Genomic DNA, 20,390 nt, shown 5'->3' on the forward strand with positions numbered 1-20,390 from the left:
CATTAACCCCTTGTCATCTTATCTAATAAGTGTTGTATATCTTCAATTTCTTGTTGCCAAGCGTCTATTTCTTCTACTTCAAGAGTATTATGCAATTGATCAAAAGTTGCAATCAACTCTTCAAAACACTCATTCACCATCTCAATATTTGTTTTACATAATTTTTCCATATCATTTTGTACAATTTTTAATGTATTCTGTTGCCAAGCATTAAGTCCTTTTTGCACATCTTTTATTAAACGACCTTGCCAACGATTTGCCTCAATTACATAGAAAATTCCTTCAAGTGCGAATGTTACTGCAATCGTTAAATTACGGGTAGAGGTAGCTCCAATTTTCTTTAAAAATTTCGCTAATTGGTTATATTGATCACGTGTGAATTTTTTACCAACTAAATCACCAGCTTTTTTCATTACCTTTTTCCCTAAGTTTGCAACACCAGCTCCAGCCCCACCACGACCACCAAAATTCGATAAGAAGGATTTTAACATGGTATCTGTCGTTCTTGTCGCGATTTTTTTCGAGAAACCTTGAAGAATTGGCACAAATTCACTTGATATTATTTCAATATTTTTTGTGAAATCAATAAACGCTTGGTTAATCAATTCATTTAATTTTTCATTTAAAATAGTCATTTCCTGATCTAAATAATCCGTAATTTTTTTACGTTCTAACTTTTCATAACGCGGCATTAAATGAGCGCTTGTATAACCGATACATTCTTCAGCAGAGTTCCATTTATTTGTTTTTTTTATTTCAAGAGAAATGGATTGATGCATTTGGTTATTTGCATTTTCAAAAAGACGCGGTAAATTTTCTTCAATCTTGTTAAATGTTTTATTAATTAACTCATACGCTTCCTTTTGTTTATATTTTAATTCTGCTATTTCATGTTGCGCTTGTTGAATAGATTCATCGGATAAACGAACCCCTACAACTTTCTTTTGCCATTCTAACTGAATATCTTGGAGTAATTGAATTTGATAGGTTAACAATACTTCATTTACGCGTTGTTGACGTTCTTGCGATTGAATTTCTTTACGAACCGCTTCCCATAAATCTGGCACTTGTGGTAACTTTACTTCATTACCGGGGATTGATTTTACAATAAAATGTTGGATGTCTTCATGTAACAAATCTTTGGCATAGTTAACAATTTCCTTTATACGGCCGGTATCACTTGTAATACCTTCTGGTACTCGATTAATGACTAAAAAGAACGTCAAATCATCTTGCAAATAATTAGAAATATATTGCAGAAATTCAGCATCCGCTTCACCTATCCCTACGCGATAATTTATTACATAAATAATGGCATCACTATTCGGAACAAATTGTGTCAATACTTCTTCATGTTTATCATGTATGGAGCCATATCCTGGAGTATCGAATAACCTCATTCCTTGAAGGTGACAAGGCATTGTTGGTATATGTAAGCGAAGACGTAGTACATCCTCACTAGATTTTAAACATTGTTCATGAAATTGCTCATCTGTCAATTTGCGTAATTTCGCATTTTTTAATATCGCATACGGGGTAATTTTTTCATCAATGTCATATTCATATAATTCAACAATTGTTCCCGTGGTTGGTCTTGCAGAAGTATAAATTACTTCTTGTCCCAATAAACCATTCAATAGTGAAGATTTTCCTGAACTCGTTTCTCCTAACATTGTGACAAAACTTTCAGGATAATCTACACGTTCTTGTAAAAGCTTAAACATTGTTGAGAAGGATTCATTTTGAAGTTTATTCACAAAAGGTTGAATTCTGCTCATATTTTCCTGTAAATTCATGTCATCCCTCCAACGATTGTACAAATGCTAAATCATCCTCTAACACTTTCTTTTTCGCTTTGTACTCATCAATTTCAATAAAGCGCATTTCACGCAATTCTTCATATGCTTTTTCAAGCATATCCGCTTGCTTCTCTGTAATAGATTCAATTGTTTCTTCTATATGTAAAATAAAGTCACGTAAGTTCTCTTTTAGAGAATTTTCTAGTTTTCTCGCAAAATCTTGGATTTTTGGTTCTAATTCATTCATAGTTGTATGTTGTCTATTTTCTTGTACATATTTTTTGGATTTACTACCGATAAAAGTACCGATTATACCAATTGCCGCACCAGCTATCCATCCTACAGGATTAGAAGCAAGTAATAACGTACCAATACCTACACCAAGAGAAATTACTGTAGATATTGATTTTTCTACTTTAAGTTTTTGTTTTTTATTAAACTCATCAAAATTAACAAATTGTCCATCTGGCTGTTGAATTTGGATTGAATCGTAATAACTTTGAACCTCCAACTTTAAGTCTGTCATTTTTTCAATAAAGTGTTCCATAAAATCATCAGCAATATCTTTTTGGCTGTCTTGAAAAGCTGTTGCTAAGCGATCTCCATCTACTACATTCGATTTTACAACTCTGTGCATCAATGTACGTAAATCCTCTTTATGTTTTTGTGCTTCGGATTCAATCCAAGATGTCAATTGCCGTTCTTCTTTACGTAACATTCGTTTTAATTCACGTAATACCTTATTATTTTCTTCTAACTTTTCTTGCATAATGCCTTCTTGCTCACGTAAAAATTCATAATGCTCTTCCGGACCCTTATCATACAGCTTTATTCTTTCTTGAATTACTTCTTTTACATCTATAATTGCCTGTCGTTCTAAATTGTTTTTTTCATCATTAATCATAGAGCGCCAGTTACTTGTAACTTCCGATATAAACGTTTGAAATGCTGGAATTCCTGAAGTATCAATTTGCTGCTGATTTTCAGTTAACTTTCCAGTTAAAGCTCCATAAACATTAATAATTCGAATATCCAAATAATCATTCATTTTATAAGATTTTTGAATTTCATTTAAAATATAAGCATTATGCTCTTTCCCATCTTCTACTTCAGCATTCGCTTCGTCATTCCACTTATTTTGAACAAACCAAGCTTTTGATAACTTTGGCCAAACCATTTTTAAAAAGTTAGCTTCATTTTTTAAGATTGGTGGAACACTACGAATCATAAAAATCGCGGCTGATAATTTTTCTATGTAATCCATTGTCGTCTTTACATTGCTTGGTGTTAAGCTACCAACACCGGGTAAATCTACAAAAACAACACCATTTTGAAGTAATTCATGCTTTTTGAATACTTGAATAATCTTTACTTGCTTTTCATTTCCAGGATTGTAGCTATTATGTACATATTGTTCAATCTCTTTATGATATCTGACAGTAATCGGGCTTTTATCCTCGAAGTGAACAACTATTTTTTCATCACCATAACGAATTTCCACTGGTACACAAGTGGTTTCATCGGCATCTACTGGTAAAATATAATCATCCATTAACAATGCGTTTAAAAAGCTACTTTTTCCCGTTCCCTGAATCCCTAAAACTGGAATATAAAATTCATCTTGTTGTTGATTTGTTAATTTGTGCTGTAAATTTTCGAAATACGTTAAGTTGGTAATCGGATCTTTGTTAGGTAGTACTTTATTTAAAATTGAAACAAACTTTTCATTCATTAAAATTTCTGTAGACATTAAAAATCCTCCCTTTTGGTAAACCACTTTTTATAAAATGGCAAACGCTGATAATCTAAATCTTTTTCTAGTTCTGCTAATTTCGTTAATAAAACTTGTGTATTGATTGCCTCTAGAACTGTCGATTCCATTTGATTCATACGATTTTGAATGGCAAGAAAGGAATCTTTTTGATCAACAGATTTTAGAAGGATTTCGGTCTTACTTTCTAGGACTTCATGCTGTTTTATCATTGAATCTTGCACTATTTTCAGATTCGTCTTTTCAAATGTGCTCAATGATTGTGCTAATCCTTCATTTGCATTATTTTGTGTTGATTCTAATTTTTCAATGGTCGACGATAATTGCATCCCCATTTTTTCACAAAAAATAGTCATCTCTTCACGAAGATTCGTCAAAATAGCATGTGATTGCGCTGAAAAGTTTTGTTGTTCTTCATTAAACATTCGCTGTTGTTGCAATTTTTGTTCATCTAATTGAACTAGCAACTCGTTAAACCTTTCCTCTTTTTGAGCTAGTTTTGTTGTGACATTTTCAAGTAATTGTAGTTCATCTTTTATTTGCTTTAAAATCCCATCTGAATTAGTCATAAACTCTTCTTTAACTACAGCTAGTTTTGTTGTAAATTCATCTATTAAATGAGAATTTTTATTTTTAAAATGGTCCAATCCTTTTTGAAAAAATTGTGTGTTTTGTTGTTCAAATTCATTAAATATATTGGAAATTTCTTTTTGAATCGTTTCAAGTTGTCCATTTTGTAGAGTTTGTAATACTTCCATTTGGGCTTTATATTGCTTTTCTAATTTCGTTACGCCACGCAAAGTATCTTCCACATCACGTGACATTCTAGTAATTGGCTTTATAGACGAAGCGATTTCATCTCTCATATTTTCTATTTCTACTTGTACTGTTTCGTTAATTTGTTGTATTTGGCTCGCTTGATTATTGATTGATTTTTCTATACTAGAAGAAAAGCTTGTTTGAATACTTTGCATTATGCTTTCTTCTAACTCTGACATTATATCTTTAGTTGATTCATCTATTTCAATCATTACTGATTTTGTCATATGATATTTACTCCCATTCTTTTGGATACGGCATTAATATATTGTTTATAGGCAAAAGCAATATGTGATGAACTTAATAAATAAGGCATTTTCTTTTCGATTGTATTCGTTAATTTTGTTAGATGATGTACTTTCGTATCAGCATGATCCAACTCTAGATGGATTAATGAAAATAGAGGACTTTGATCGTTAATTAATCGATAACCATTATTAAATATTGGCATACTATTTATATCATCAAACATTTCTGCAGCTTCCTCATATGCACCACTTTCAATGAATTCAACAAAGGATTGCATGACAAGATTGCATAGCACTTGTTTTTTCTTTAGTTCTGCTACAACTTTACTTTTCATAATTTGTGACTTTGCTTGTCCAACTTGTACAATATTAGCCAATAAATAAACATTAAAATTTGATTGCCCCATCCAATCTATCAATTTCTGTGGGTGTGTTGTAAGGGCATTTTCATAGACAATACAATATTGTTGCAGTATTACAACACCTTTTTTCTTTAATTCTAAAAAGTTTTGATTATTTAGCATCACTGAAGGATAGCGTTGTATGAACTGAACTAAACTATACTCATCCCATCCAATTATTAAAGTTTTATTGTAATTTTGTATCTCTTTATTAGCGTTTTGTACATGATTAAAGCATGTATGATAAATATTATTAACAAAAAACTTACTCATTTTATAAAGGGAATATGTTGTTGGTTCAATGGGCATTTTCACCATTTTTCCAGAATGCATTATTGGTCTATCATGCTTAATTTTTTTTGCAAACTGTTGAATTTTCACTTCATTAGCTTTTAAGTCAATTTCTAATTGCTTAATAAGTTGTCGGATACTACCGAGAACAAAAGATATATTCTTCAAATTTTGACGCGCTTGCTCTTTCTCTTGAATCGCAAACTTTTTATCTTCTAATAGTCGTTGTAAACTATCAATTGCTGCCTTTAACTGATTTGCCCATTCATCCATTTTCTGAGTTAATACATCTTGCATTATATAGCTGAGGCTTCTTAAATTTTGACATATCTGCTGTTTATCAAGAATATCAACATCATAATAAACCGTTTCATAACCCCAATCTTTTTTGAATAGGCCGCCTACTAGGCGTTTTGCCCCTCCAATAATCCCATCTGATTTTACTTGTTTTGATTCCTGTTTCTTTTTGGAATTAATTTCGAAATATTGGGTATTGCGATGAGTACTCTTTTGAGAAACCAATCCGCGCAATAGTTCATTTAAATCCGTATTACTTAATTGAAATAATTTCTCTATTTCTTTGTGTTTCGACCTTAGAACTTCTATAAAATCAATTTCAATATTGTTCATTTGTTTTTTCGTTGCTGTTATCGTACGTTCAGCACTAATAAAATCTGTATCATCTATAGATTGAATACTTCGAATTTGACCTTCAACATGGTTATTGAACTTTAGAAATTGTTCTTTCAAATGACTTTTTTGATTTACGAGTATGTTATTAGCTTGCTCCATCATTTGTAAATCTTTATCAATTTGTTCCTTTAGATTCTTAATCTCGCGCTTAAAAATAACTTGATTTCCAGATAATTTTTCTTCCTCTAGTAAAATCGTTTGCATTTGTTGAATTAATGCACGTCCCCTTGTTTTAAATAATTGGGGTCCGATTTTTTCACAATACGACTCAACCATATGGATTAAGTGATATAACTGAGATTGCTCTAACTTTTTTCGATTACCTTCATTTCTCGCATCCACAGCCCGTTTAGCAGATAATTGTACAATTTGAACAATTTCATGTAATGATTGATCTGCCTTATCTAAAATATGTTTTGTACGTTCAACATGTTCACTTGCTATTTGTTCACGCGACTTTTCGATTACTCCATTAACACCGATCTTAGGTTCGATAGAGTCTAGCATATTTTGAACAATAATCATTGGCTTAAAATGACTTTGAATTTGCTCTAAAATACGATGCGTTGTTGCATCTGAGTTTGCTTTCAATGTCACGACATATAAGCAAATATCAATTGTCGGTAATAATGTAGATAAAGTAAGTTCTTCATGACGTTCTAATCCATAAGCATCTAAACCGGGACTATCAATAATTTGAATATTATTTGGCAAAAGGAAATGTTTTGACTCTACATGAATTTCTTTTACCTTAAATTTATTTTCTGTATTATTAAATTCATCTCCATATTTTTCAAGGGCTGTTTTGATATTATTTTCATCAACCTCTTCCGTTTTACCATTTTCAAAAAATACTTTTGCTTTTGTTCGTTCACCCTTCGAACAAATTATTATTGACCCTGAGCTTGGGCGAACCGCAGTTGGCAAAATTTTGTCTCCTAAAAGCGCATTTAGTAATGTTGATTTACCACTACTTGTCACCCCAATCAAGCCAATCCGAATTGACTCGTCCTCCCACCGTGCTAATTTATGATTTAATTCCTTAATATGAGGGAGGAAATATTTCGAAAACTCTTCCTTCTCATTAAAAAGTGCTAGTAGTTTATTTATGTATTGTTTTTCACTCATGTTTTTCCCTACTATCCCGAATATTTTACAGATAAAGTAATTATACTATGAATTATCTGATTTTAATAAACACTTCATTATTGCCTGGACCATGGTTTAAAAGATGTTGCATCCAAGTCTTATATTATTTCAAAATTTTTAAAAGTACGGGGTACTAACTTCGAACAGACTGGTATATGTAAACCGTTCAGTTCAGTGGTACAAACTTTCTAAATAACTATCAATTTAGCATGTTAAGTAACAATGAAATTATAACTATCATTTGCCATAATTTTGAAACATAAAACGTTTTAATTCTCGTTGATTGAACTAAACTATTTTTCCTAATTCTTTTCTCAACAAATTTACACTCCTACGAATAAAAACTGCAAATGACTATTACTAATAAAAAAGGTAGATTAATAAATATATCATTTATTAATCCACCTAAAGTTCAAAAGCTATTCAAAAAAATTCAATTGTTGCTCTCTATCAAGTTCTTTGTTGTAAAATACTGAAGAAACCACCTTATCACCATTGATATATTCAATCTTACCTAGCTCTTTTGCTTTTCTAAACCATGTATTTAACTGATTAATTTCTATATCTAATTCTTTAGATAATTCTATTATACTTGCCGGTTTATGAATATAACTATCAATAAAAGGCCATACTAATTCAAATATACCTACCTTTTTATCTTCTTTTGTAATGCTTTCTTCACCAGTACATAAAGTTGCGAAATTTATAGATTTTAAATCTTCTTGACTTATACGAGGCACTCCCATTTTATGAAGTTCTTCTAAACCTTTAGAAGCATCACTTTGCATTACATATAACGGAACCCATTTATTTTCAAGATTTTCAATTGCCCCTGACCATGTACCGCCCTTGCGATAATCACTAGCAGCTACTATTACTAAATTAGACAAACTATATATATATTTATTTCTTTCTAAAGCCGTATAAGCATAAAATCTAGCGTTAGGGTGATAAGGTGATATAACTAACATTTGTTTATTTAATATGTTGTTAATATTTTCTTTCTTTTTTAAGAAACTTATTAACCCGTCTGATAATATAGCAATTGTCTTTCCATTAGACTCTGTTGCTGTTTTATGGGCTATAGAGTCTATTCCCTTAGAACCTCCTGAAATAATGGTATATCCCTCTGAGACAGCTTTTTTAACAGCCTCTTCAGTAAAAACCCCTGATTCTTCCAAAGGTTTTCTTGATCCTACAAAGCCTATTGATTCTGAATTTAATATTTCTAAGTCACCTGCAACATATAAAATATTTGGAGATATACCCTTCAATATTTTTTTAAACCTTTTCGGATAGGTACTATCTGCTCTAGTTAAAACACTAATCCCCATAGAAGCATATTTTTCAATTTGTAATGCCATTAATGGCGCTCTAGATAGTAATACAATTAATCTACTTGCTTCTTCAAACGAAATTCTTAGTTCTGAACATATTTCATCTAATGTTAATTTAAATAAATTCGCTGGTCTAGCAATATTAGACTTAACTATTTTAACTGAAAGATTTACCCATTCTTTTTGAGAAAGTGGTTTATACCCATTTTCTATCTTTTCTTGAGGCATCACATAGGCACAAAGTAACACTGTAGCAAAGCTATCTTGTGATATAATTTCTTTCAAAAAGTACTCCCCCATTTCAAATTTAAGTTCTTGAAAGGGCTAGAGGCGTAACTGATTCACAACCTACCTCCATTAATAATTTTGCACAAATTGCAAATGTCCACCCTGAATTCATTATATCATCTATTAATAATACTCGACCCTGTAAATTATAATCGTTAACTTCAAAAGTATCTTTGATATTCTCTACTTGTTTACTTGAATTTTTCATAAACTTTTGCTCTTCGGAATGTTGCGTTTTTAGTATAACTTGTTTATAAGGTATACTTAGTTCTTGTGATAGTCTCATTACAAAATCAGGCAATAGAGACGGATTACGTAATGAAGGTACAGCAGTTAACCATTCTGGAGAATTTAAAGCACTATAGTTATCTCTAATGTATTGCGCACAGTAATTCACCAGTTCATCACTAAAATATAGGTCGGTATATCGATTTCGAATGATTAATTCCCCAATACCTTCTTTTTTATACAAACTTAAAGCTTTCCCTTGCTTGAATTGTAGATTTGCTCTAATATTACCTCTTAAATCTCCTACTCCTCCGCTTGGCCATTTAGTTTTTGGAGTTATATTCAATCCTAACTGCTTTATATAAATTTCAGCTTTTTCTACATATCTCTCATCTACATTATATAGGGGTGATGAATCATTTACACAGTTATCACACTTACCACAAACAATTTTCTCTGGCTCACCTAAATTATAAATTAAAAAATCCATTAAACAACTTTTGTCTATATGTGCGTAATTTCTCATCAGCATCAATTCTTGTAGTTTAGAATCTAAAATGTTCTTATTTTGAAGTAATGAATATTCTATAGGGTTTGCTGAACGGTAATATTTTGGGCCATCCTTATAAATCAATCCATCCGCTTCCAACAAATCTAATATTTTTGTTAGCTGTCCTTGAGAGATATTATGTCTACTCATAAGCTCATATAGGGATCCTGGACCGTTTTGAATTAGATTTAAAACATTTTCATACTCCTCAAAACTAGTGAAACCGTTTTTAATCATTCCTTCTAAAGATTCAATATCGTTTTCACAATATAACAATACTATTTCTGCATCTAAACCATCCCTACCAGCTCTACCAATCTCTTGATAATACGTAACTAATGAAGTAGACATATTGTAATGTATAACAAATCTTACATCTTTTTTATCAAATCCCATTCCTAAGGCAATAGTTGCGACTAGTACCTGTAAATCGTTATTGATAAGTCTTTGTTCGAGTTCTTCTTTTATAGTGACATCACGTATACCACTATGATAATATGCTGCGGAAATTCCATTTAAACTTAACCATTCCGCTACTCGTTCTGTTTCTTTTTGTGTGGTGCAATATATAATTCCTGTTCCTTCTAATGTACCTCTTTTTAGATGCTCTAATAGCCAGCCAAGTTTGTAATAAGAATTGGGAACGCCCACTACTTTTAACTTTAAATTGTTTCTCAACAAAGAGCCTCTTATTTCAATAATAGAGTTTCCTAATTGTTGCTTAATATCATTTGCTACCCTTACATTAGCAGTTGCCGTAGTTGCAAGCATTGGAACTTGGTACTCTAATGTATTTACAAACTGCACTATTTTTTTGTATTTAGGTCTAAAGTCATGTCCCCAATCGGAAATACAATGAGCCTCATCGATAACTATTAATCCAATTCCTCCAGCTTGTTGAATTAGCAACAAAGTAGTATCTTTAAAAGAATTGCTCTGTAACCTTTCAGGAGCAACTACTAAAATATCACAACTGTTATTACGAATTGCTTCATTGACTTCTTCCCAGTCATCAGTATTATCACTGTTAATAGTGTATGCATTTAAACCCATCTTTTGAGCCGCTTCTAGTTGATTTCTAATTAGTGCAAGCAACGGGCTAATAATAATCGTTAGCCCTTTGTTTTGATCTCTAAATAACTTTGCTGCAATGAAATAAACTATACTCTTACCCCATCCAGTTGGTTGCACTACTAAAACTCTATTATCATTTAGTAATGCATCAACTGCTTGCCATTGTTCATCTTTTAAATTTTCACCAGGTAAATAATTATTGAAAATTTTCTCCGCTATCTCCCTCATTATCAAAGCCCCTTAAAAAGTTTTAATAACTATAATTTTACATTATTGGACTTATTTTTCATATAATAGTTTTTGGATAATATTAGATTATATATTTCATATTTTTTTATACTTGATAATTTAATACACCTATTTATACTTGCATACTTTGTAGTTAATGTGGTTTCTTAAAAAGCTGAATTTCACAATTACTTGAGTTGTTAAATAATTAACAAATGTATCTAAATACTCGATATGTTTAGCTTCAGCCTGAGTTTATGAAATTACATTCATAACTTTTGAACGATAAGCAATATTCATCACTTTGATATTCTCAGGTATCATGTTTCGACTGAGTATGTCTTTTGTATAGAAATATTTACTTTTTACATTAAAGATTTTTTTAACTCTTTAACCGTTTTCATTTTTGGTGATGTATAATTGTTTTCGTATTGCCAAACTGCCTGTTCTGTTACTCCTAACATATCTATGAGATGTTTTCTTGAATATCCATGCATGGTACGTAGATTGGTTAGATTATCACCAATAAAAATGCCAATGTCAAATACAGTTGGATCTAAGTAATCATCATTCTCTTCTGGAGCAATTAACTCTCGGTCTTCCTCTTTCAATTCTGCCCCCCTTGAAAGATCCTCACCTATATATGCTATATTATCTTCCGAGTTTGGTAGACAATATAAGGCTTTCCTAGCTCTTAAAAAGGTGAATAAAGCCGTCACCTTTTTAATTATCTTTTTCAAGTATATATTATAAAACTTTTTCAAATTGCAACGCTTCAATTACTAGAATTGTCGTTATTTTCAAATTTTATCCTTTCGTAAATTTATTTTAATAAATTCTTACTAAAAAAACGTTAAACAATCAATTAAATGACTGCTTAACGTCCAATTATTAAAAATAGATTTTTGTAACAGGTGCTTTTCCTCGAATTATATCTTCCTTCGCTTTCGCTTGACGAACAGTATTCTCTAACGCTTCAATGTCAGTCATAGTAGCATCGCCAGCGAGTTGCAAATCAAAGCCAACAAAATTTGAAGAGTAGCCCTTAGCCTTCACTAACTCTTTTAATTCAGTTAAAAAATCGAGATTGATAGCATCGTGTGCAGAGTTGCGTTCTTTTGTGCTATCTTCTTGCGTCTCAACAATTGTACCTAACTGAATTGTAATTTGACCTTTGTACTATTTATGCATTTTATAAGACCTCTTTGATGAAATTCCCCATGGTGCCCCGTTTCTTAAAGGGCGTGATAATCGCGTGAATAAAATATTATATTAAAAATTGTAAAAAAGCATTTAAAATGAAAAGCTCATTAGCTGAGAGAGTGGACTGAAAAATGCTACAAGTCTTCCACCAAGAGGTTGCTAGATAGATCAAATCTCCTACATAGCTTTCTGTCATGGACATATCTCAAATTTCATGAGCTGAATGCAGAACTTCTAAAGGAAATCCCATGAAAAATCCGACAAGTCAGGTTTTCCATGAAATTTTGTGTTGTGGTTGATGAATAATCCAGTTATATATTAGTTTCCCTAATATTCACTCTGGAATTTTAATTTCATTTCTTGTTAAAATATAGAATTTTTTAGGACTATAATATTTAAAAATCCAGGAGATCTTTATGAATGGAAAAACAAAACAATTTTTAACAAATGTTCCCCCATCATTTTTCTATATTAACGCAATAACAAATTTTTTATCATTTCGAGGAAAAACTAAATTAACTCATTAGACTTTTTCTTGATTCTATAATATTCAAAAAATAATTAATAGTGTTTTCCATTAATATTAACGAATCCGTCTCATGCATAAAAAGTAAATTATCGCTACATATATTTGAACCAATAAGAATACCAACTCCATACTCATTTTCTTTATAACTACCAAAATAATGACTATTGTCTCCATCCCACATCAAATCACCAGTTGCAAGCATTTTAGTTTGTTTATTTGCAGTAAGCAAAACATTTCCTACTCCAACATCAACTTGCATTGTCGAACTTACAACTAACTGTTTAACGTCTTTAAAGATTGGAAGTACATCTCGATTAACTAATCGATAGTATTGATCATCTACAATAATTTTATATGTTCTTGGATATTCAATTGCAGATTTTTCATCCCACCCATAAATTATGTATTTCGAAAGATTCAATTCATCCACTAAGTGTAGATAAGGAAATTCATAGTTGGATCTAGCTTCTCTAACCAATGGCAGGCCAGCCTTCTTAAGGAGTTGATTATATCCCGAAGTACCATATTGTATGATATCATCAGCTAACAGGAAAATACAAAGTCCACCGTTTTGAATGAATAACTCTATTAGATTTAATCTAAACTTCTCTGTTTTTAATTTATTTTCATCTATTTTCCCAAATCGATTTTCTATTATCATCACTTGAAAAGAGCTTTTTATGAATTCCTTCTCTGGAATTAGTTGTTTCCTTAAGCTAGGATTTTTAATTTTCCGGTAAGTATCATCCTCACATATTCCATACGCCAATTGAATATCATAATTTTCTTTTAAAGCATCGATTAATGACTTTGACTTGATATGATTTATTCCGCTTTCAGCTAAGTAAGCATATAGATAAAGTAATTTCGGCTTATTAAATTTATCTTTATAACTTTCCCTATTATTCTCAAAGTCTGGTCTCTTCCCCCTTACAGGCGGCTTCAATAGAGGCACTTGCCAAATCAGCCTTTCCAATTTTCTATAATTGCTATCAAACTCTTTTTCTTTTATCATTCCTAATGCAAACCTACTGCTCATAAAATCAGGAAGTAAATATTCACCGTGTTCATTTAATTCCAAAGCAATGGGAATAAACTTGTCATTTTTATTACTTCTATAGACCTCAGGTGTAATTATTCTAGTCTCAGTTCCTACGCCACCTGCTCTATCATTAGCTCTATCACAGTATTTTTTATCACAAATAACTAATACCTTATCAGCGACTCTAATACTTTCTTCCATGAAATGATATCTATCATGTCCTATTTCACCGTGCCATTGGTCAAGAATAATATCAACACCAGAATCAGCAACCAACTTTTCTGCTAAAGAACGAACCCAATTTATATGTTGTTCCGATGTCCAACAATACGAAATAAAAACCTTTGGAATTTTCTCTTTACTATCCATGTATAACTGTACCTCCTACAATATTTTTTTAAAAAATCTACCCTATTGCTATTATAGACTTATAAAGAAGGGCGATGAAGTCCCTCTGCCATGCCAATACATCTCCGTTTTACTTAAACCTATGCATCAACAGTGAACATCGTTTCATATGTAAGGAGTTTGTCTGACAACACATGGATGTTAGTGTTGTTTACCTTATAGTAATATGTTAATAAAAATGAATGTTTTTCAGAGTGAAGTACAAGCCACCTTACAATTTCACTTTAGCTCGTTCAAACAAGAATGTTACAATATTGACGTTTGATCTAGTGACAAACACCTAACAGTCTTCTAGTTTTATATCGATATTTAGATTCGCAACTTTATGTTGAATTTAAATTCTGCGACTCTCTTTCCCTAAAAGGATATCTTCTAACATTGTGTCATTAATCCATAAACCAATGCCTATATTTTGGTTGTTATTTAAGCGTTAAATTTTTATGAAGCCCTTTAACATTTGAATTTAATTCAACAAATTCCCCTTGTTTTACCTCACTAAAACAAGAATAATTTATAGATTTATTTTGTTTAATATGTTTATCTGAAATTTCTACTATTTTGTTGCAAATTCATCAATACCTATATTATAAACGCTACCAAACTTCCTTTTATAATAATTAAATGTAATATCATCTTCATCAATGTTTGATGGTAAAATGTTATCAATAAAAATAATCTTATCTTTAAAGTTCTCACTATTATATATCACTTCTTGTAAATCAATATCATAGTCAAAAGAAACTCCAACAAATATAATTGCCGATACCGCATCTAAATCAGATTTAAATATATCAAACCAACCAGTTTTACTATCTTTAAAATTCTCAACTAAATAGCTAGTTTTTGACAATTTAAACTCACTAAGTAATGTCTTTGGAGTTAATTCATTAATAAATCCATTAATATGTAAAACTACATCCTTATTGGAATATTCTTTTGCAGATTTACTTAATGTGATTGGTATTCTTTTTATGGATTTCGTAGATGCTGCTTTTTCGAATACATCATCATAATTAGTTTTATAAACTCTTTGCCATGGAATACTAGCAACTATCGCTTGGCTTGATTCTTCAGGTACCTCTTTAGAAATATATAATTGCTGTAATTTTTCTATTAACTATTCTCTACCTATTTTTTCTATATATATGTCTGATATTAGCCCTAAATCAACCCAGCCCCGCTCCTTTTTTTACTTCCTTATCAATCTTAATTTGAATGTTGCTCCAAAAACGGTCTTTTATCCAACCATTATTAAAAAACTTACTTAAAACTGCTTTAATTGATTTCAAACGGATTAGTTTAGTCGCGGCAGTAACTTGTAATACATCTAAAAAATGATAAAGTTTACCTAAGTTAATATCCTCTACATATTCAATGCGACATACCTCTACAAACTGTTTAAAAATATACTCATAACTTTCAATCGTGCGCGGTCTATTACCAGCAATTCGCATTTGATTAAATACTGTATCGAGTGCGTAATTAATGTGCGTACAATCTTCTCTTTCTTCTTTAGCATTTGATAAAACTACTACATCACCATTTACCGCGAATACACCATGTTTTCGCTTTCTATTTGCCATAGAAAAAACCTCCTAATATGTTTACTTAGAAGGTCTTTGAATAAGCTTAAAATATGTAATTTCCGTAGGGATAAGAAAAGGGATAATGCTCAAGAGTTCAACTCCCGTACAATACCCCTAGCTCTTAAAATGTTGATATACCGCTGTTTATAGTATGGTAAATTATGGAGACGGCGGGTATTTAAACCGATTGCTTATAAATCTAGTCATATCAACGTTTCCAAGCACTTCTGATTATTATTAGCCAGATTATAGCCAGACGTGCCAACACCGTATAATAAACAACCATACAGGGAACTAGTTTCTTTTTATCGCTAAATAGTAAATTCTATAAGCACCTGGCTTACTACACTGGTTCGAATGAAATGTTAGCTAGATAAAGCTCACATCTTTCATCAAAAAAAGATTTTATCCTAAAAAATTTTTAGCAAAATGGAAATTACAAAATGAAAAAGATACTCTCAACTATAATTACAACTACATTAACCGTTTAAACTATATATAAATAAAATCGAATAGTATGTGAACTAAAAGCACTTGTAATTACAAGATTTAAGGTGAAAGTGTCTCTAAATACTATTTAAAATCTATATATATCAAATTTTCTTCATTAGTAGTAATAGTTCTTGAGAAATAATCCATAAAATCAAAACAGATGTTATACTGTTTCATAGCTTTATGATAAAAATTCCTCAAAATGAAATCCATAAATCTATTAGGCGAGATTGGACCTCTTACAGGTATCCTACAATTTTCAACTTGCCCAAAAGTTAAATGACTCTTAGAATGATCTAGCTCTTGAAAAAGTGAATCATCTAAATCAAAATCGAATCTAAAAATCGTGGGAAGTACATTCTTCTTTAAAATATCTGCATATATATCAAATTCGTAATAAACTTCAGGATCTTTTTCAAATGGAGATAAATTTATTGAAGGGAAGAAGCCCAACCTATGTGATATTATTTCATCATTAGAATTAAAGGTATACATCATTTGGATAAGTGATCCATCTATAAGTTTAATATTATAGTTCCCTTCTTCTTCTAGCACCTTGTAAATATCTTCATAATCCACATTTTTCATAACTATAGATAGATCTTTAATTTGACCCCAGCTTATTACTTTATTATTTCCTATCATTTTATCACTGGTAAAGTTCTGATTAACACATAAGCCTACTTCAATAAGTTTTGATATGATATTATCTATTTCTTCTTTTACAAGATACGCTACATCAGTTTTAGTCGACATCTCATTCACCTAAAATTTTCTTTTTTAAGGATCTTAGAATTTCTTCAGGTATATCCTCTAAGAATAGCTCTTCATTCTCTAGTGCAGATACTATTCTCCCCAATTCATGATTCGTTTGATAGATAAATCTTTGTTCATTAGCTGTCATATCACGATTTACTACATTCATTTTTCTACGCTGGTCCTCTGTAGGATAAATAAAGTCTAATTTAAAATCGTTTTCCTTAACCTTTTTAAATTCATTTACTAATTTAACCATTTCAGCACCATAACCCGTAATTCTTACCCATGCTTTACTTCTTGTTATTGCTGTAAATAATATATTTCTTTTTCTCGCTAACTCTGGTCCATCATAACACTCTTGACCATTAATAACGTATACCATAGCTGCTTCATTACCCTTTGCCCTATAAATACCAGTAAAAGTGATAGAATTCTCTTCAGTAAATATATCTGGGTTAGCTGCACCAGCTACATGACTATTAATACCTTTCTCAAAAAGTAATTTCCTTAGCAAGCCTACTCTATTTTTAGTATCAATAGGATTCGTATGAATTACCATAATATCTTGATACCTTAATTCATCTACAGTAATATTTTTTTCAATTTCGTTTGCTATCCATTGGGATTGTTCTAAATCACTTTCGAAAGATTTAACTGTAATAATATCATCTATAGATGAGTGCTCCTCTAAAAAAGGTGGACTAGCTTTGGTAGTCCTTTGTAGAACTACTCGCTCACCATCTTTAAGTTGACCTTCCACATCAACATATCCCACTTCTTTCCAAAGGGATTTATTACCAAACATTTGTACCATAGGGTCTTTATAAATTCCAAATCCTAATGCATGGGCTGTAGCTAGAATTGGTCTAGAATTTCTATAACATGTTTCTAACACAATATCAGCTTTTGGATTACCTTCTTCATTACTTAAAACAACTAAAGGATTTCCATCTCTATCTAGCCCAAAAATTTCTTCAGGTGTAGGCATACTTCTTTTATTTAAAGTCTGTAATTCGTCATATGCATAAATTAACATTTTAGGTTCTTTTAATATCTCATAGCATAACTTTAAAAAACCTGGTGTAAAATCTTGTGCCTCGTCCACTAAGATTACATCATACAATTTTTGATACTGTGAAATAGAAGATATAGCTAAGTCAATTACTCCTCCAAATTGATTATCACCCATTGGAAATAATGTCTTAGCTGAGTTAAAATCGTGATATTCAATGCCATGTTCTTTACATACATTATAGTAAATCCCTTCAGACCTTGGACTTCCCCAAGCTTGAATAATCCTAACCATATCCCAATCAACTTCTTCTTTACTTAGTTCAAAAGTGAACCTTGTAATTAGATCTTCAAATTGCTTCTTTAAGGATCTTGTATTAAAAGTCACTGCTATTTTCCAGTCTCTATTTTTCACATGTAAATAAGCAACTTTCAAAGCAAGGACTATAGTTTTTCCCGAACCAGCTAAACCTCTAATTCTTTGAGGACCATTAACTGTTTCAATTATAGCTGCACTTTGCTTATGATCTAGATTAGCTATTGTTTCTTCTAACTTCTTTAAAATAGCACCTTTAGAATCTTCCTTAGTAACATTTTTTCTTTTAGGGTTATTTCTAATCTTAGTAACCGCTTGAATAGATTGTAGTAAAACATTAAAATACTCGGGATTATCCCACTCAATATTATCCAAATAACTTTTTAAATTTTCATGAGTCGGAGATATTATTACATCATCTTCATCAACATTATTCCATGTATTGGCATATGTAACTACATTAATTTCGACCATTAAATTTCTTTTCTTTACCAATGCTTTATAATCTTTTAATTTAATTTCTAATTTATTATAGATTTCATCCCTTATATCTTCTCTATCCTCATATACTGTACTTTCAACCAAATCAAAAGCTAATATTCCATACTTCTCAGAAATATAAATTGCATCTAAATTTAATGCACCTTCCACACTTCCAATAATCGGATAACCCAAATATAAAAATCCGTCATCTTCGAAATGCTCAAAAAAACTAACTAAATCTTCAGCAGAGGCAATTTTTTCATTAGCTCCTCTAATTATTTTCACCATAAATGTCACCTCTAAATATTATTTAATTTTATTATATGTTCTAGAAGTTAAATTAAATAGCACTATCTTTAATTCTATCGATAAATACCAATGAAAAACGAAATAAAATCAGATTGGAATTTTCCATCCCTTACTGCTTATAGTAAACAAGCAAATAAAAAAGGTGTCTTTATGACCATTGGAAAGGACTAGTGAGAATAAACGTAGTAGCTGATAAATTAGAATTGGAATCACTTTTGCTGGAGCACGATATATTTTACAATGGTGAATTAATAAGTACAGACATGAAAAAAATCATCCTTTCAACGGCACTCGATCTGCTGAACATTTCAAAGGAACACTCTATTGGTAAATAAAAAATACCATTGCTTAGTACATATTAGGCAATGGTATTTTGCTTTTCACTGAAGAAATTACTCCTATTTACAAGGCAGCCTGCTTCACTAAGCTTTCTAAATAATCTAGCTTGTACTTAGGTGGAATCGTGATTGGATTTATTCCATGCTCATTGAACAGTTTCAGATATTTTCGATAGGTGCTTTCTGAATAATGCTTAGTAGTTGTATCTAGGTTTCCTTTAGAAACATATTTTGTGAATTTTTTCAATTCTGATTTTTCTCTAATTGATAAATCCATTGCAGCAATCATTGCTTCTAACCTAGGATAAGAATAAAAATCACCAGTAGGGCAAATGTTCAAAATGTACTTGCTCATATAGTTGACGTATTTTTCTTTTTTAAAATAATCCTTTAAAAACCGCGGCTCTCCTTTTTTATATTTTTTGTACTTCAAATGATCTTTTTTAACACACACCTCAAACCTCATCATCCCTCTTTCCCACACTTCAACATGTTCATTTTTATCTCTCCGCTCTTGTTCCTTATCATAGAAGATAGTATGAATGCTTTTACATTGATGATATTGTGACGTAAAATAAATCTTTTTTTCCAAGTGAGCGGTTTTCTTTTTTAACTTCCTGAATAACTCAAAATAAACCTTTCTAATATTTTCATTGGAAATCTCAATATCAAATCGATAATCAACTCTACTAAGATTATGTTGCTCGAATAACTGCTCATCCCCATAAACGATGCTCAATGCTCCTTTAATATAACGCTCAACTTGCTCATAATCACTTTCTTCTACATTCCCTTTATTTAAAATTAAAGGAATATCTATTACCATCTTACAAAATGCATTAAAGTTATTTGAGTATTCCACACTACTAATTCCTTTCATCATATGCCTGTGTAAAATTTGGTTTATCGGTTCCTTGCCATAGTGGTCCTTTCTAAAATTTATATGTTCGTAATCTAGTTGTATTGAAAACTCTGCTGTATGAATCATATTTTCTCTCCTCTTTTGAAGCGGATATTTTCTATTTAACGTAGTTATAT

12 protein-coding genes and 1 pseudogene are annotated in these 20,390 nt (G+C 31.0%); all 13 read right to left on the reverse strand.

The window, feature by feature from the left end:
* Positions 1 to 2: 2 nt before the first annotated feature.
* The 13 genes and pseudogenes from I5435_RS18420 to I5435_RS18480 all read right to left on the reverse strand — a co-directional run bounded on the left by I5435_RS18420 (position 3) and on the right by I5435_RS18480 (position 20,340).
* Complete coding sequence (locus I5435_RS18420; protein ID WP_337982739.1) at positions 3 to 1,796, reverse strand: dynamin family protein; 1,794 nt, start codon at positions 1,794 to 1,796, stop codon at positions 3 to 5.
* 1 nt (position 1,797) lies between these two features.
* Positions 1,798 to 3,549: a dynamin family protein gene (locus I5435_RS18425; RefSeq protein WP_337982740.1), complete on the reverse strand. Its 1,752-nt coding sequence runs from the start codon at positions 3,547 to 3,549 to the stop codon at positions 1,798 to 1,800.
* The gene (locus I5435_RS18430) at positions 3,549 to 4,616 is read right to left on the reverse strand and encodes a coiled-coil domain-containing protein (RefSeq protein ID WP_337982741.1); all 1,068 of its coding nucleotides are present in this window, start codon (positions 4,614 to 4,616) and stop codon (positions 3,549 to 3,551) included. The genes I5435_RS18425 and I5435_RS18430 overlap by 1 nt, the downstream gene beginning before the upstream one ends.
* Positions 4,613 to 7,150 (reverse strand): dynamin family protein, encoded by a 2,538-nt coding sequence (locus tag I5435_RS18435; protein WP_337982742.1) that lies wholly within the window; start codon positions 7,148 to 7,150, stop codon positions 4,613 to 4,615. The genes I5435_RS18430 and I5435_RS18435 overlap by 4 nt, the downstream gene beginning before the upstream one ends.
* Before the next feature lie 440 nt (positions 7,151 to 7,590).
* On the reverse strand, positions 7,591 to 8,793 hold the full coding sequence (locus I5435_RS18440; protein ID WP_337982743.1) for a DNA-processing protein DprA: 1,203 nt from the start codon (positions 8,791 to 8,793) through the stop codon (positions 7,591 to 7,593).
* 22 nt (positions 8,794 to 8,815) lie between these two features.
* A complete protein-coding gene (locus I5435_RS18445; RefSeq protein WP_337982744.1) occupies positions 8,816 to 10,876 on the reverse strand; it encodes a RecQ family ATP-dependent DNA helicase in 2,061 nt (686 codons plus the stop codon).
* Positions 10,877 to 11,065: 189 nt separating this feature from the next.
* Positions 11,066 to 11,409, reverse strand: a pseudogene (locus I5435_RS18450) (helix-turn-helix domain-containing protein); the annotation flags it as partial.
* A gap of 1,185 nt (positions 11,410 to 12,594) precedes the next feature.
* On the reverse strand, positions 12,595 to 14,019 hold the full coding sequence (locus I5435_RS18455; protein WP_337982745.1) for an SEFIR domain-containing protein: 1,425 nt from the start codon (positions 14,017 to 14,019) through the stop codon (positions 12,595 to 12,597).
* Between the two features lie 592 nt (positions 14,020 to 14,611).
* On the reverse strand, positions 14,612 to 15,172 hold the full coding sequence (locus tag I5435_RS18460) for an SIR2 family protein (RefSeq protein WP_337983879.1): 561 nt from the start codon (positions 15,170 to 15,172) through the stop codon (positions 14,612 to 14,614).
* Positions 15,173 to 15,224: 52 nt separating this feature from the next.
* Entirely contained in the window at positions 15,225 to 15,641 is a 417-nt protein-coding gene (locus I5435_RS18465) for a hypothetical protein (protein ID WP_337982746.1), read from the reverse strand.
* Between the two features lie 576 nt (positions 15,642 to 16,217).
* Positions 16,218 to 16,892 (reverse strand): DUF2290 domain-containing protein, encoded by a 675-nt coding sequence (locus I5435_RS18470; protein WP_026023472.1) that lies wholly within the window; start codon positions 16,890 to 16,892, stop codon positions 16,218 to 16,220.
* Position 16,893: 1 nt separating this feature from the next.
* Positions 16,894 to 18,993: a DEAD/DEAH box helicase gene (locus I5435_RS18475; protein WP_337982747.1), complete on the reverse strand. Its 2,100-nt coding sequence runs from the start codon at positions 18,991 to 18,993 to the stop codon at positions 16,894 to 16,896.
* A 423-nt stretch (positions 18,994 to 19,416) separates the two neighbouring features.
* On the reverse strand, positions 19,417 to 20,340 hold the full coding sequence (locus I5435_RS18480) for a hypothetical protein (RefSeq protein ID WP_337982748.1): 924 nt from the start codon (positions 20,338 to 20,340) through the stop codon (positions 19,417 to 19,419).
* Between the last annotated feature and the right edge of the window lie 50 nt (positions 20,341 to 20,390).

Source organism: Lysinibacillus sp. C5.1 (assembly GCF_016350185.1).
In the GTDB taxonomy this organism is placed as follows: Bacteria; Bacillota; Bacilli; order Bacillales_A; family Planococcaceae; genus Lysinibacillus; species Lysinibacillus sphaericus.